Genomic DNA, 14,539 nt, shown 5'->3' with positions numbered 1-14,539 from the left:
TCCATAAATATCGCTTTTAGAAATGCTGCACGCCCCGCAGAATCTGTCCATCCCACCAGGACCCAACCCATGACAGCCCCCCAAGGCGAACTCTTCTCCAGCGCGCTGCAGGCGCAGATCAAGTCCCGCTTCCTGCACGTGGACCACGACCTCGGCGGCCGCGAACGCCTGTTCTTCGACAACGCGGGCGGCTCGTTTCGTCTCAAGGCCGCGGTGGAGCAGTTCGCGCGCATCGACGCCGTGCCCGACAACCCCGAACGCATCCACGAAGCCGCCGTGTTCCTGCAGCAGGTGCAGGCCCAGGGCACGCAGGACCTGCGCACCGTGCTCAACGCCGAGGGCGGCAGCGTGTATGCGGCGCTGACCGCCTCGGGCGCCATGTTCGACATGGTGCGCGCCATCGCCGAGAACGTGCCCGGCACCAACATGGTGACCACCGTGCTGGAGCACCCCTCCTCCTTCGATGCCATGCAGCTGTATGCCACGCGCACCGGCCGCGAACTGCGCGTGGCGCCGTCCAACCCGGTCACGGGCGGGGTGGACGTGGACGCCATCTGCGCCCTCGTCGATGCCGACACCGCGCTGCTCAGCGTGATCTACGCCTCCAACATCTCGGGCGCCAAGCTCGACATCGCCGAGATCGTGCGGCGCGCGCGCGCCATCCAGCCGGAGCTGTACATCGTGGTCGATGCCGTGCAGCACGCGCCGCACGGCCTGATCGACCTGTCGAAGACGCCGGTCGACGGCATCAACATCGCGCCCTACAAGTTCTTCGGCTGCCGCGGCTCGGGCCTGGCCTGGCTGTCGGACCGTGCGGCCCTGCTGCCGCACCACAAGCTCGCGGCCAAGAAGCCGGACTTCTGGGACCTGGGCAGCGCCGCGCCCTGGCAGTTCGCGGTGATGAGCGAGATCGTCGACTACGTGTGCTGGCTGGGCACGCAGTCCGGCGAAACCGGCGACCGGCGCGCGCTGTTCGCGCGCGGCATCGAGAAGATCGAACTGCACGAGCGCGCACTGCTGGCACGCCTGCTCGACGGCAGCGACGCGGCGCCGGGCCTGCGCCGCCTGCCGGGCGTGCAGGTGTTCCTGGACTTCGAGGACCTGTCCAAGCGCGACCTGATCCTGGCCATCGGCATCGAGGGCCTGGAGCACGCCCAGGCCGTGCGCGAGTACGAGCGCCGCGGCGTGGTGGTCTACGAGCGCGTGGCCACGAGCCTGTATTCCAGGCGCATGCTGGAATCGTTCGGCCTGGCCGGCGCCGTGCGCGTGTCGCCGCTGCACTGCCACGGCACGGACGACGTGGACCGCTTCCTGCGCGTCACGCGGGAGATCGCGAAGGCTTTTGCCTGAGTCGGTTCGATCAACCGGCCAGCGCCACCCCGCCCGCCAGCCGCTCGGTGACGGCCCCGTGCACCGCGGGCGGCGCCTCCCGCAGCAACGCGGGCCAATCCGCCTGCGCCTGCCGCACCAGCTGGCGCGCAATGCGCAGCAGATTCGGCACGCGCAGCAGCCGCGCGGCCTTCAGCATGGCTTCCAGCTGGTCCCAGCCGAAGGCGCGCAGCCGCGTGTCGATGGCGCGGTTCACGGCGTAGTCGTGCGGGCCCACGTCGGCGAACAGTGCGCTGACGCAGACCGGGTCGTACAGCGGCGCCAGCACCGGCTGGCGCGCGTCGGGGTACAGCAGCGCCCAGTTCTTGAGGTGGGCGTCGGTGTTGCCCAGCAGGATGAACGCGACGAAGCGGGCCATGAACTCGCGCACGTCCGGCGCGGGACGGGCCGAGTAACGGTCCAGCACCTGCAGCATGGTGGCGTAGTCGCGCACCATCTCGCGGCCGTACTTGTGCTGCGGCGGGTACTGCAGCGCCTGGGCGAATTCCTCCATGTGGATGCGCTGGCCGTCGGGGCCGCGGTCGAAGCGCTGCACGGCCAGGATCTGGTCGAACGGCAGCTGCTCGGGCAGTTCGGCGTCGGCGCGCGAGATCGCGCGGGCCTGGGCGCAGGCCAGGCCCAGCGCCCCGCACAGCCGGTAGCCCGCCATCTCGTTGGCCACCAGGTCGGGGTGCCGTGCCGTGGGCAGCTTGAGGATGAAGGCACCGGCCTGGCCGTGGCGGCGCACCAGGTAGCGCCTGCCGTCCTGCACGGCCGAGAACTTGGTCACCACGCCGGGCAGCGCGGCCGCGTCCTCCACGGGCTCCTCGACGAAGCCGGGCTCCAGCACGTCCAGGCCCAGGGCCGTGTGCCAGTGCCGCACCACGTCGGGAATGCCTTCGCGCGCGGGCACGGGCTCGACCTCGATGGCGCCCATGAGGTCGTGGCCGGCGGCGGCCAGCAGCTCGAACTCGTCGTCGGGGCCACAACGGCGCTCGCGCGCCAGCCGCTCGCGGTTATGGCCCTCGGGCAGCAGGTTGGCGAAGTAGGCCGGCCAGCGCCCGCCCAGTTGCACCAGGCGGGCGTCGTGCGGCGCGGCGAGGATGGCGCGCGTGTCGTCCTCGCGCTCGCCGCGGAAGGCCAGCGACAGCGTGGGGCGCTGCGGATCGGCGATGTAGTCGGCGTCGAACGAGGCGCGCATGATGTCGCCGTACTGCGAGAGGTAGCCGATGGCGCGCCGGCTGCGGTCGGGCAGGTGCAGGTGCATCCGCAGATAGCGGATGGCGGTGCTCATCCTCCGGGCCCACCGTGCTGGCGGCCGATGGTGTCGACCACCGAGGGCGGCGCGCCGGCCCCGGCGGGCTGGCCCAGCAGCCGACCGCCGGCGCGCACGAAGGCCTCCAGCTCGGGCCGCAGCGTGGCGGGCACGGCCAGCGCCTCCAGCCCCAGCACGCGCGCCATCTCCAGCAGCGAGGACAGGCGCGGGTCGATGTCGCCGCTCTCGATGCGCTGCACCGTCATGCGCGACAGCCCTGCCGCGGCCGCCAACGCTGCCTGGGTCATGCCGCTGTGTTTGCGGGCCTGCACGAGTTGCGCCACGATGCTCATTTCAACGATCTTTCTGGCCTGTAAGAGTATTAATTGTAGCAATTTTAGTGGATTGCACATTCTGCTACGCAATCGATCTCAAAAGAGCTCTCTACGGCTCATCCCACAAAGACCAGTTGCGGATCGGGGCATCCCGACACAGGCCCAACCGCCCTTGTCCTACAGTGTCCCCCCGGGGTGCGGGGTACACATGGGCCCTCACCTTTGTCACCCTGACCCACCATGAACGCCACGCGCTGGACCAGCGGCAACGAGCTTGAACTTCTGGAAAACGGCGAGCAGTTCTTCCCCCGCGTCTTCGAGGCCATCGCCAACGCCCGCCAGGAAGTCGTGCTGGAAACCTTCATCCTGTTCGAGGACAAGGTCGGCCTGGCGCTGCACGAGGCCTTGCTGACGGCCGCCAGGCGTGGCGTGCAGATCGACGTGACCATCGACGGATTCGGATCGCCGGACCTGTCGGACCGCTTCATCGGCAGCCTGTGCGAAGCCGGCGTGCGCGTGCACGTGTTCGACCCTGGCCTGCGCATCTGGAAGTGGCGCACCAACATGCTGCGCCGCATGCACCGCAAGATCGTCGTGGTCGATGCCGAGCTGGCCTTCATCGGCGGCATCAACTATTCGGCCGACCACCTGATGGATTTCGGCCCGCAGGCCAAGCAGGACTACTCCGTGCAGATCCGCGGGCCGCTGGTGGGCGACATCCACCGCTTCGTGCATGCCATGCTGGCAGAGGGCCTGCGCCACCAGACGGGCATCAAGCGCTGGTTCAGCCACCGCGCGTTGATGCGCCAGCGCGCGCGCGCGCTGCCGCCGGCCGGCGACGCCCAGGCCATGCTGGTCACGCGCGACAACACGCACCACACCGACGACATCGAGCGCTACTACCGGCTCGCCATCCGCGCGGCGCGCGAGCACGTGACGATCGCCAACGCCTACTTCTTTCCCGGCTACCGGCTCATCCGCGAACTACGCCGCGCGGCCAAGCGCGGCGTGCAGGTGCGGCTGATCCTGCAGGGCGAACCCGATATGCCCATCGTCAAGGTCGCAGCGCAGATGCTTTACCACCACCTGGTGCGCGCCGGCGTGGAGGTGTACGAATACTGCGAGCGCCCGCTGCACGGCAAGGTGGCGCTGGTGGACGACCGCTGGGCCACGGTGGGCTCCAGCAACCTCGACCCGCTGAGCCTGGCGCTGAACCTGGAGGCCAACGTGCTGATCCACGACCAGGCTTTCAACCGCACCCTGCGCGAGCGGCTGGACCACCTCGTCGACAACGCCTGCAAGCAGATCGACCGCGCCAGCATCGGCGAGCCCAGCGGCTGGCAGCTGATGCGCAGCTATGTGGTGTTCCACGTGCTGCGCCGCTACCCGAGCTGGCTCGGCGGCCTGCCGCGCCACAACCCCAAGCTGGTGCCGGCCCTGGAGACCGACGCCCTGGTCGAGGCCTGCCCCGTGGCAGCCCGGGAGGCCACGCCATGAGCGCCGCGCCGGGCCGCCCCGCGCAAGCTCGCTTCCGCCTGGCGGGACGGGCCGCAGGCCGAAGGGTGCACCCATGAGCACCGCCGGGGTGGGTGCCACGGCAGCCGACGCCACCGCGCGGCGGCAGCCCCTGCGCGCGCGCCCCTGGTGGCCGTGGCTGCGCAAGGGCTTCTGGCTCGCCTTCTTCGCGCTGCTGGGCTACCTGCTGGTGACGCAGGCCCGCAGCATCGCCTGGGACGAGGTGGGCCAGACCCTGCAGGAACTGCCCCTGCCCGTGCTGCTGGCCGCCGGCGGCCTCGCGCTGGCCAGCCATCTGCTGTACGCCACCTTCGACCTGCTCGGCCGGCGCGCCGTCGGCCACAGCCTGCCGGCACCGACGGTGATGCTGGTCACCTTCATCAGCTACGCGTTCAACCTCAACATGGGCGCGCTGGTCGGCGGCGTGGCATCGCGCTACCGGCTGTACGGCCGGCTCGGGCTGGACGAGATGCAGGTCACGCGCATCATGGCGCTCAGCATGGTCACCAACTGGCTGGGCTACCTGCTGCTGGGCGGCCTGGCCTTCGCGCTGTTCCCGCCGTCCCTGCCGGCCGACTGGGACATCAGCGATGCCGTGCTGCAGATCGCAGGCGGCCTGCTGGCCGCCATGGCCCTGGGCTACGTGGCGGCCTGCGCGTTCTCGCGCAAGCGCAGCCTCTCGCTGCGCGGCCAGACCTTCACGCTGCCGTCGGGCCGCACGGCGCTGCTGCAGCTGGCCATGTCCTGCCTGAACTGGTCGCTCATCGCCGGCACCATCTTCGTGTTGCTGCAGGGCCGCGTCGATTACGCCACCGTGCTCACCGTGCTGCTGCTAGCCGCCGTGGCCGGCGTCGTCACCCATGTGCCGGCCGGGCTGGGCGTGCTGGAGGCGGTGTTCGTCGCGCTGCTCGGCACGCAGGTTCCGCCCGCGCAGCTGATCGGCACGCTGCTGGCCTACCGCGCGCTGTACTACCTGGCGCCGCTGGCGCTGGCCGTGCTCGCTTTCCTCGCCCTCGAGATCCGCCACAAGGACCGCTCCCGCAACGCATGACCCAGGCCACCGACTTCTCCTTTGCCCCGCTGCTGGACGCCGGCACGTCCGCCCTGTTTCTGGACTTCGACGGCACGCTGGTCGAGCTGGCGCCCGAACCGGACGCCATCGTGATCCCGCCCGACCTGGTGTCGCTGCTGGCTGCCCTGCGCGAGCGGCTGGGCGGCGCGCTGGCGGTGGTCTCCGGCCGTTCGGTCGGCGCCATCGACACCTTCCTGCACCCGCTGGACCTGCCTGCCGCCGGCGTGCATGGCAGCGAGCGCCGGGCCGCCAACGGCAACCTGGTGCTGCTGCCCACGCCCTCGCTGGACACCATCGAGCAGGCCGCCGCGCAGCTGCTGCAGCAACACCCGGCGCTGGCCGTGGAGCCCAAGCGCGGCGCCGTGGCGCTGCACTACCGGCAGGCGCCGCAGCTCGAAGATCTGTGCCGCCGCACCATGGAGGCCGCCGTGGCCGCCTCGCCCGGCGTCACGCTGCTGCACGGCAAGATGGTGTTCGAGGCCAAGTCCTCGCTGGCCAACAAGGGCAAGGCGCTCGGCGCCTTCCTGGAGGAGCCGCCCTTCGCCGGCCGCAAGCCCGTGTTCCTGGGCGACGACACCACCGACGAACCCGGCTTCCAGGTCGCCCAGAAGCTGGGCGGCACGGGCATCAAGGTCGGTGCCGGCGAGACCCTGGCGCAGCACCGCATCGCCGGCCCTGCCGCCGTGCGCGCCGGCCTCGCAGCCTGGCTCGCCCGCTGATCCGCACATCGAATCCCTCCAACGCCTGCCAAGAAAAGGAACAACGCGTGGCCCGTCTCGTCTGCATCTCCAACCGTGTCGCCGATCCCCGCAAAACCGAGGCCGGCGGCCTCGCCGTCGCCCTGTCGGGCGCATTGCAGGCCAATGGGGGCATGTGGTTCGGCTGGAGCGGCAAGATCCTGCCCGGCGCAGGCGCCACCCCGGAGGACACGCCCGTGCACCAGCAACAGGCAGGCAACGTCACGCTGGCCACGCTGGACCTCTCGCAGTGGGACCACGACGCCTACTACCTGGGCTACTCCAATGCCGTGCTGTGGCCGGTGTTCCACTACCGGCTGGACCTGGCCGACTTCGACGCCGGCTACATCGACGGCTACCGCCGCGTGAACCAGCTGTTCGCGGCCAAGCTCATGCCGCTGCTCAAGGACGACGACATCGTCTGGGTGCACGACTACCACCTGATCCCGCTGGCCAGCGAGCTGCGCGCGCTGGGCTGCCGCAACAAGATCGGCTTCTTCCTGCACATCCCGCTGCCGCCGCCGCAGATCTTCACGGCCATCCCCGCGCACGACTGGCTGGCCCAGGCCCTGTTCGCCTACGACCTGGTGGGCTTCCAGAGCGAGGCAGACCTGGAGCACTTCAACCGCTACGCCGCCACCGAATCGCGTGCCGAAGACCGTGACGGCGACGGCCGCCGCTGGCGCGCCTTCGGCCGCACGCTGCGCACCGAGGCCTTCCCGATCGGCATCGACGTGGAGGAGTTCGACGCGCTCACGCATGCGCACGACGCCACCGAGATGTACCGCCGCATGCGCGAGGAGTACTCGCGTCGCCAGCTGCTGGTGGGCGTGGACCGGCTCGACTACTCCAAGGGCCTGCCGCAGCGGCTGCGCGCGTTCCGCGAGCTGCTGCGCCGCCACCCGGACAACATCCGCCGCGCCACGCTGATCCAGATCGCCGCGCCCAGCCGCGAGGACGTGGACGCCTACGGCGACATCCTGCGCGAACTCGAAAGCCTGGCCGGCTCCATGAACGGTGATTTCGGCGAGCTCGACTGGATTCCCGTGCGCTACATGCACCGCACCATGGCGCGCAAGCGCCTGCCCGGGCTGTACCGCGCGGCGCGCGTGGCCCTGGTCACCCCGCTGCGCGACGGCATGAACCTCGTGGCCAAGGAATTCGTCGCGGCGCAAGACCCCGAGGACCCCGGCGTGCTGGTGCTCTCGCGCTTCGCGGGCGCGGTGGAGCAGATGCGCGAGGGCGCAGTGCTGGTCAACCCCTACGACAGCACCGCCACGGCCGACGCGATCCAGTTCGCGCTGCAACTGCCGCTGGCCGAACGCCGGCGCCGCCACCAATACCTGATGGCCAACATCCGGCAGTTCGACGTGCACTGGTGGTGCCGCGCGTTCCTGGACGAACTCTCGGCGACCGATGCGCAGCAGACTGGGCCGGACTGGCTGCGGCTGTAGGGCCGGTTTGTCCGCCAAGGTGCGGACGGTGCCGCAGACCGGCACTTGACGCGGCGGGCCGGCCTTCCACAATCGGCTGCCAATGCATTCCGCGGATACCAGCAACGCGCCCCTGGAGGCTGCCCACGGGCGGCGCGGGCCGGCGACGCCGCCGCGCCGGCGCAGCCAGCGCGAATGGGCGCTGTGGACATTGCTCTGCCTGCTGGCCCTGGGGCTTGCGGTGCATACCGCCTGGACCTCGCGCGAGCGCACGGTCCAGCAAGACCTGGAACGGCTGCAGGGCCAGGCGCAGGCCGTGGAACTGCACATCACGCGCCAGCTGCAGGCGATCAACGATGCGCTGGCGGGCGCGCGCCTGCTGCTGCCCGAGAACCTGGGCCAGTCCCACCCGGTGCCATCGCAGTTCAAGCTGATGGTCGACGCCATGCCCGGCGTGGGCGGCATGCAGCTGACCGACCGGCACGGCCGGGTGGTCGCCGCCAGCCAGGCGGAGCTGACCGGGCGCGACGTGAGCCGCAGCGCCTATTTCGCCACCGCGCGCGACGGCGGCAGCGGCAAGACGCTGTATGTCTCGCCGCCCTTCCGCTCGGTGCTGGGCAACTTCACCACGGTGCTGTCGCGCGCGCTGTACGAGCCCGACGGCAGCTTCGCCGGCGTGGTCAGCGCCTCGCTCGACGTGGGCTACTTCGAGGTCGTGCTGCGTTCGGTGCTCTACGCGCCGGATGCCCGCGCCAGCCTCGTGCACGGCGCCGGCATCGTCATCGTGAGTTCGCCCTTCGAGGAGGCGCCCCCGGGCACCGACCTGGACCAGCCCGGCTCCATGTTCCGCGCCCACATGGCCAGCGGGCGCGCCCACAGCCTGCTGCATGGCCGCGCGGTGGGCAACGGCGAGCCGCGCATGATGGCCATGCGCAGCGTGGCGCCGCCCGCGCTGCACCTGGACCAGCCGCTCGTGGTGCGCATGGGCCGGCACAGCGATGCCGTGCTGGCCCCCTGGTTGGCCGAGGTGCGCAACGAGCTGCTGCTGCTCGTGCTGGCCATGACCATCAGCGGCATCTGGCTGCGTTGGCACCAGGGCCGGCGCCGCCTGCAGGAGCGCACCGAACTCAACGCCGCCAGGGCCGAACGCGAGAGCGCGCGCCGGCTGGAATTCGGCCTGCGCGGTGCCGACCTGGGCCTGTGGGAATGGAACCTGGCCGACGACACCCTCACCGTCAATGCGCGCGAGATGGAGATGCTGGGCTACCCGCCCACCGACGAGCCGCTGCGTGCGGAGTTCTGGCGCGCCCTGCTGCATCCTGACGACCAGGTCGAGGCCGACCGCGCCATCGCCGCCCACCTGCGCAGCGAGACCCCCAGCTACCGGCTGGAGCACCGCTACCGCCACCGCGACGGCCACTGGCTCTGGGTGCTGACCCATGCCATGGTGATGCAGCGCAATGCGCGCGGCAAGCCGCTGCGCGTGGTCGGCACGCACCTGGACATCTCTGAACGCAAGCGCTCGCAGATCGAGCTGGAGCGCATGAACGCGCAACTCGCCGCGCTGTCGCTGACCGACGGCCTCACGGGCGTGGCCAACCGCCGCCAGTTCGACCAGACGCTGGCGCTGGAATGGGCCCGCGACCTGCGCAACCACCAGCCGCTGGCGCTGCTGATGCTCGATGTGGACCACTTCAAGCGCTACAACGACCACCTGGGCCATCCAGAAGGCGATGCCGCGCTGCGCGCCGTGGCCCAGGTGCTTTCGGCCTGCCTGCGCACGCCCGTGGAAAAGCTCATGCGCTACGGCGGCGAGGAGTTCGCGGTGCTGCTGGTCGATGCCGATGCACAGGCCGGCGCCCGCGTCGCGCAGCGCTGCCTGGACGCCATCGCCCAGGCCCGCCTGCCGCACCCGGACTCGCCGCTGTCGCCGTGGATCAGCGTCAGCATCGGCGTGGCCAGCCTGGTGCCGCAGCCCGGGATCGCGCCCGAGCAACTCGTGATGGCGGCCGACGCCGCGCTCTACCGCGCCAAGCAGCAGGGCCGCGCGCGCTACGAGACCGCGACCGAGGAAGACGCGCTGCGGCGCCCGACCGGGCTGCAGCCGCTCATGCCTTAGTGCCCGGCGCGTCCTGCACGTCCTTCAGCGCCGGCTTGCGCGCATCCACCCAGTACACCGCCACCGGCAGCGCCTGCAGCGCATCGGCCAGCCGCAGCGGCCCGCGCGGCAGCCGGCGCATCACGTGGCCCATGAGCTCCAGGGCCGTCACGTCGCCGGCGCTGCCGCTCCAGTCCTTGAAGGCCGGCGTCAGGTCGACGCTGGCGTCGCCCCAGCAGGCCTCGCCCACGGGTGCGGCGTCGGCGTTCTTGAGCAGTCGCGCGAACAGGCGCGCCGCCAGCACCACGAGCAGGCCTTCGGGCGTGCGGCGCGCGTAGGCCACCAGGTGCTCGCGCGCGCGGCCGGTGGCGCGCAGCGGGATGTAGGCACCCCCGCACAGCAGCGCCGGGTCTTCGCGGCGCAGTGCCAGCAGCCGCCAGGTCGCCCAGAGCTTGAGCCGGCCGTCGGCCGGCGTGGCCGACATGCGCGCCAGGCCGGCCAGCCGGTCGGGCTCGGCCGCCAGCAGCAGGGCCTCGTGCGCCGCCAGCGTGCCCTGGCGCTGCGCGTAGTCCACGGGCCGGCGGTTGTCAGGGTCGACCAGGCTCAGGTCCTGCATCTCGTTGCCCTGGTAGATGTCGGGCACCCCGGGCGACGTGAACTTGAGCACCACCATCGACAGGCTGTTGAGCGCGCCGAACCAGGCCAGCTGCCGGGCCAGCGCCCGCAGGTCGGCCAGCGCAGGGTTGGGCGCCAGGCGGCCCAGCAGCCCGTCGACGAAGGCCTGCAGGGCCTGCTCGTAGTCGGCATCGGGCCGCATCCAGCTTGTGCGCAGCTTGGCCTCGCGCGCGGCCTTGGCCATGTACTGGCCCACGCGCGTGCGCAGCGCGGCCAGGCCGTCGGCGTCCATCTCCTCGTCGGGCAACAGGCCCAGCAGCACCTGGTAGAGCAGCAGCTCGTCGTCGCGCGAGGGCGCGGTGCCGCTGGCCAGCTCGCGGCGCAGCGAACGTGTGAGCTGGTGCCAGCGCATCAGCCCCAGCCGCCACAGCGCCGGCCGTTCGGACAGCACGGCGATGCGGTTGCGCACGTCCTCCGAGCGCTTGTTGTCGTGCGTGGAGGTGGCCAGCATGGTGTGCGGCCAGCGGGCCGCGCGGTCGGCGCTGGCGCCATGGAAGGCCTGCAGCGTGAGGCCCTGGGCCGTCGGGTCGCCGCCCACCTCGTTCAGCGAGACCAGCTGCAGGTAGCGGTAGAACACGCAGTCCTCCACGCCCTTGGCCGCCAGCGGCGCGCAGAACTGCTGGAAGCGCCAGGCGAAGCGCCGCACCGGCAACAGCGCGTCCTCGCCGCTGCCCGGCGCGCACTCGCCGAGCAGGCAGGCGCGCAGGAAGTCGAACACGCTGGCATCCGCGATGGCCGTGCGCCGGCGCGCATGGGCGATGGCCCAGTCGATGAAGCGCCGGTCTTCCTCGCCGGCCGCATCGACCACGTAGGTGCGGTAGACCGGCATGCCCGCGGCCGCCTCGGCGATGGCCGTGCGCAGCGTGGTGAAACCGAAGTCGCGCGTGCGCCGGTTGGCGCCGGCGATCTGCTTGAGCCGCGTGGCCAGCAGGTTGAGCTCGGCGCCCAGCGCGCCGTAGGCCACCGCCAGCTTGGCGTCGAACACCATGTCCTCGCAGCTGGCGGACTGGCCCGTGAAGCCGCGCCAGACGCGCTCCATGCGCGCAGCCTGGCCGCGGTCGCTGAACAGGCTGTTGAGCAGCGCGCCGAAGCGGTAGCCCGTGGTGCCGTGCAGGCGCCAGCCATCGGGCATGTCGGCGTGGGCGGCGGTGATCTTCTCGGCCACCACGTACAACGGCAGGTCGTTGGCGGGGGCCGGCTCGCCCGGGCGCAGCTGGCCAAGGCGGCGCGCATGACCGTCCTGCAGCCGCGCAAAGTACTGCGCCGGGTCGCGCAGCCCATCCGGATGGTCGATGCGCAGGCCATCGACGATGCCCGCTGCGGTGAGGTCCAGCGCCAGCGCGTGCGTGGCCTCGAACACCTCTTCGTCCTCCACGCGCAGCGCGGCCAGTTCGTTGATGTCGAAGAAGCGCCGGTAGTTGATCTCGTCGGCCGCCACGCGCCAGAAGCCAAGGCGCCAGGCCTGTGCCTCCAGGAAGGCATGCAGCGCATCGCGGCCGGCCGCGGCGCCCAGATGCTCCAGCGCCGCATCGATGGCGCGCGAAGCCTCGCGGCGCTGCGCCAGGCAGTCCTGCAGCAGCTGGCGCAGCCGTGCCGCGGCGGCGGCGCGGCTGCGCGCGCCGGCGTTGCCGGTGTCCTCGCGCGGGGCCATGGCCTCGGCGCGCTCGGCCAGCGCGGTCAGCGCCTCGGCGGTGTCGGCATCGGCGGCGTGGTCGGCGGCCAGGCGCAGCACCGTGCCCCAGGTGCCCGCATCGGTGGCCACGCGGTGGTCGAAGTAGCGCAGCACGAACCGGCCCGCCGACTCGTCGAACGCCAGTTGCAGCTCGCCCTGCTCCAGCACCTCGCCATAGGGCGCGCCCAACAGGGGCAGCAGCACCTTGCCGGCCATGGCCGGGTCCATCGGGTTCCAGTCGATGTCGAAGAAGCCGGCATACACCGAGGCCTGGCCGTGCTCCAGCACATCGGACCACCAGGGGTTGTCGCTGCCGATCACGCCCATGTGGTTGGGCACGATGTCCAGCAGCAGCTGCAGGTCCAGCGCGCGCGCCGCCAGCGCGAAGCGCTCGAAGCCGGCGCGCCCGCCGAGCTCGGGGCTGATCTCGCGCGGGTCGGCCACGTCGTAGCCGTGCATGCTGCCGGGCCGCGCGCGCGTGATCGGCGAGCAGTAGACGTGGCTCACGCCCAGTGCCTGCAGGTAGGGCAGGATGGCCTGGGCGGCTGCGAAGTCGAAATCCTTGTGCAGCTGCAGCCGGTAGGTGGCGCGGGGGATGGAGGCGGTCATGGGGTGTGCAGGCTCACGCGGACGGACCAGGGCGGCATGCCGGTGCCGGCATGCGAGACATAGATGGGCTGGCCGCCTTCGGACACGGCGAGCGGGGCGGGCACCGCCGCGTCCTGCAGGTTGGCCTGCAGCTCCCAGCGCGCGCCATTGGCCAGCGGCCAGGCCACGCGCACGAAGCGCCCGGCGCCGAGCGAGCGGCCGCCCTGCGCGGCACCGGCCAGGCGCGGCACCAGGTGCTGGTGGCGCAGCGCCAGCAGCCGCCCCACCAGCGCCAGGCGTTCGCGGTGCGGCGTGGTCTCGCGCTCGGCCCAGCGCAGCTTCGACTGCGCGAAGGTGGCCTCGGCATTGGGATCGGGGATGCGCGCGCGCGCCGCCTCGTCGGCGAACACGGCAAAGCGCTTGAACTCGGCCCGGCGTCCGTTGCGCACGGCGTCGGCCAACTCGCCCTCGAAATCGCAGAAGAACAGGAAGGGCGTGGACGCCGCGAACTCCTCGCCCATGAACAGCATGGGGATGTGCGGGGCCAGCAGCAGGCAGGCGTAGAGCGCCTCCAGGCGCTGCGCACCGACCAGCCGGTCCAGCCGCTCGCCCATGGCGCGGTTGCCGACCTGGTCGTGGTTCTGCAGGAAGGAGACGAAGGCCGTGGGCGGCAGCTGGCCGCTGGGCTCGCCGCGCGGCTCGCCCAGGTGCGGCGAGACCTGGCCCTGGTAGGCATAGCCCTCGGCCAGTGCCCGGGCGAACAGCTCGTGCGGCGCCTGCGCGTAGTCGGCGTAGTAGCCGTCGGTCTCACCGGTCAGCAGCACATGGGCGGCGTTGTGCAGGTCGTCGTTCCACTGCGCCGTGGCCAGGCCGGCCGGTGCCAGCCGCTGCGCCTGGTTGCGCTCGTTCTCCAGCACCAGGTGCACATGGCGTTGGCGGCCCGGGCCCTGGGCGAGTGCCTGGGCGATCTCCTCGACGATGGCCAGGGCCGAGTCGTCGCGGATCTGGTGCACGGCGTCCAGCCGCAGGCCGTCGCAGTGGAACTCTTCCACCCAGTACAGCGCGTTGGCGACGAAGAAGGCGCGCACGGCCGCCTTGTGCTCGCCGTCGTAGTTGATGGCCGCGCCCCAGGGTGTCTGGTGGGCGGCGTTGAAGAACTGCGGGCAGTAGCCGTGCAGGTAGTTGCCGTCCGGGCCGAAATGGTTGTAGACCACGTCCACGAACACCATGAGGCCGAGCGCGTGGGCGCGGTCCACCAGCGCGCGCAGGTCGTCGGGCCGGCCGTAGCCGGCCTCGGGCGCGAACATCAGCACGCCGTCGTAGCCCCAGTTGCGCGCGCCCGGCGTGTCGGCCAGCGGCATCAGCTGGATGGCCGTGACGCCCAGCGCCGCCAGCTCGGCCAGCCGCTCGGCCGCGGCCGCGAACGAGCCCTCCGGCGTGAAACAGCCCACGTGCAGTTCGTAGACCACGGCCTCGTGCCACGGCCGGCCGCGCCAGCCGGCGTCCTGCCAGGCGTAGGCGGCGGGGTCGACGACCTCGCTCGCGCCGTGCACGTCGTCGGGGTTGTAGCGCGAGGCCGGGTCGGGCACCGGCGTGCCGCCGTCGAGCCGGTAGCGGTAGCGGCTGCCCGCCCCCGCACCCGGCACCACGGCTTCGTGCCAGCCGTCGGCCAGCACCTGCATGGCATGCGCGCCACCGGGCTCCAGCACCACCTCGGCCTGGCGCGCGGCGGGCGCCCACAGCCTGAACCGCGTCCCGCCCACGGCCAGGACCTGCGCACCGAACTGCATG

10 protein-coding genes are annotated in these 14,539 nt (G+C 71.7%); 6 read left to right on the top strand and 4 right to left on the bottom strand.

Annotated features, from left to right (window positions below; translation table 11 throughout):
- Positions 1 to 69: 69 nt before the first annotated feature.
- Positions 70 to 1,350 carry an aminotransferase class V-fold PLP-dependent enzyme gene (locus tag ASF44_RS26415; protein ID WP_056902251.1) on the top strand — a complete coding sequence of 427 codons (1,281 nt, stop codon included), beginning with the start codon at positions 70 to 72 and terminating at the stop codon, positions 1,348 to 1,350.
- Positions 1,351 to 1,360: 10 nt separating this feature from the next.
- Here ASF44_RS26415 and ASF44_RS26410 read toward each other — a convergent pair whose 3' ends face one another.
- Together ASF44_RS26410 and ASF44_RS26405 are read right to left on the bottom strand one after the other, a co-directional pair.
- Positions 1,361 to 2,662, bottom strand: coding sequence for a type II toxin-antitoxin system HipA family toxin (locus ASF44_RS26410; protein ID WP_056902250.1), 1,302 nt, complete (start codon positions 2,660 to 2,662; stop codon positions 1,361 to 1,363).
- Positions 2,659 to 2,976 carry a helix-turn-helix domain-containing protein gene (locus ASF44_RS26405; RefSeq protein WP_056902249.1) on the bottom strand — a complete coding sequence of 106 codons (318 nt, stop codon included), beginning with the start codon at positions 2,974 to 2,976 and terminating at the stop codon, positions 2,659 to 2,661. The genes ASF44_RS26410 and ASF44_RS26405 overlap by 4 nt, the downstream gene beginning before the upstream one ends.
- A gap of 222 nt (positions 2,977 to 3,198) precedes the next feature.
- Here ASF44_RS26405 and clsB point away from each other — a divergent pair, with 222 nt between their 5' ends.
- The 5 genes from clsB to ASF44_RS26380 all read left to right on the top strand — a co-directional run bounded on the left by clsB (position 3,199) and on the right by ASF44_RS26380 (position 9,834).
- The gene (gene clsB / locus ASF44_RS26400; protein ID WP_056902248.1) at positions 3,199 to 4,455 is read left to right on the top strand and encodes a cardiolipin synthase ClsB; all 1,257 of its coding nucleotides are present in this window, start codon (positions 3,199 to 3,201) and stop codon (positions 4,453 to 4,455) included.
- Between the two features lie 73 nt (positions 4,456 to 4,528).
- On the top strand, positions 4,529 to 5,524 hold the full coding sequence (locus ASF44_RS26395) for a lysylphosphatidylglycerol synthase domain-containing protein (protein WP_056902247.1): 996 nt from the start codon (positions 4,529 to 4,531) through the stop codon (positions 5,522 to 5,524).
- A complete protein-coding gene (gene otsB, locus ASF44_RS26390; RefSeq protein WP_056902246.1) occupies positions 5,521 to 6,264 on the top strand; it encodes a trehalose-phosphatase in 744 nt (247 codons plus the stop codon). The genes ASF44_RS26395 and otsB overlap by 4 nt, the downstream gene beginning before the upstream one ends.
- A gap of 47 nt (positions 6,265 to 6,311) precedes the next feature.
- A complete protein-coding gene (locus ASF44_RS26385) occupies positions 6,312 to 7,736 on the top strand; it encodes a trehalose-6-phosphate synthase (RefSeq protein ID WP_056902245.1) in 1,425 nt (474 codons plus the stop codon).
- 82 nt (positions 7,737 to 7,818) lie between these two features.
- Positions 7,819 to 9,834, top strand: coding sequence for a diguanylate cyclase domain-containing protein (locus ASF44_RS26380; RefSeq protein ID WP_056902244.1), 2,016 nt, complete (start codon positions 7,819 to 7,821; stop codon positions 9,832 to 9,834).
- On the opposite strand, the gene treY is transcribed toward ASF44_RS26380, so the two are convergent.
- Both treY and treZ read right to left on the bottom strand, forming a co-directional pair.
- Positions 9,824 to 12,769, bottom strand: coding sequence for a malto-oligosyltrehalose synthase (gene treY / locus ASF44_RS26375; RefSeq protein WP_056902243.1), 2,946 nt, complete (start codon positions 12,767 to 12,769; stop codon positions 9,824 to 9,826). The genes ASF44_RS26380 and treY overlap by 11 nt on opposite strands.
- Positions 12,766 to 14,538 carry a malto-oligosyltrehalose trehalohydrolase gene (gene treZ, locus ASF44_RS26370; protein WP_056902242.1) on the bottom strand — a complete coding sequence of 591 codons (1,773 nt, stop codon included), beginning with the start codon at positions 14,536 to 14,538 and terminating at the stop codon, positions 12,766 to 12,768. The genes treY and treZ overlap by 4 nt, the downstream gene beginning before the upstream one ends.
- Position 14,539: the final 1 nt, after the last annotated feature.

The sequence above is a fragment of the Pseudorhodoferax sp. Leaf274 genome (assembly GCF_001422445.1).
In the GTDB taxonomy this organism is placed as follows: domain Bacteria; phylum Pseudomonadota; class Gammaproteobacteria; order Burkholderiales; family Burkholderiaceae_C; genus Pseudorhodoferax.
Note: the sequence above shows the minus strand (reverse complement) of the source record. Positions and strands in the feature narration are given on the sequence as shown.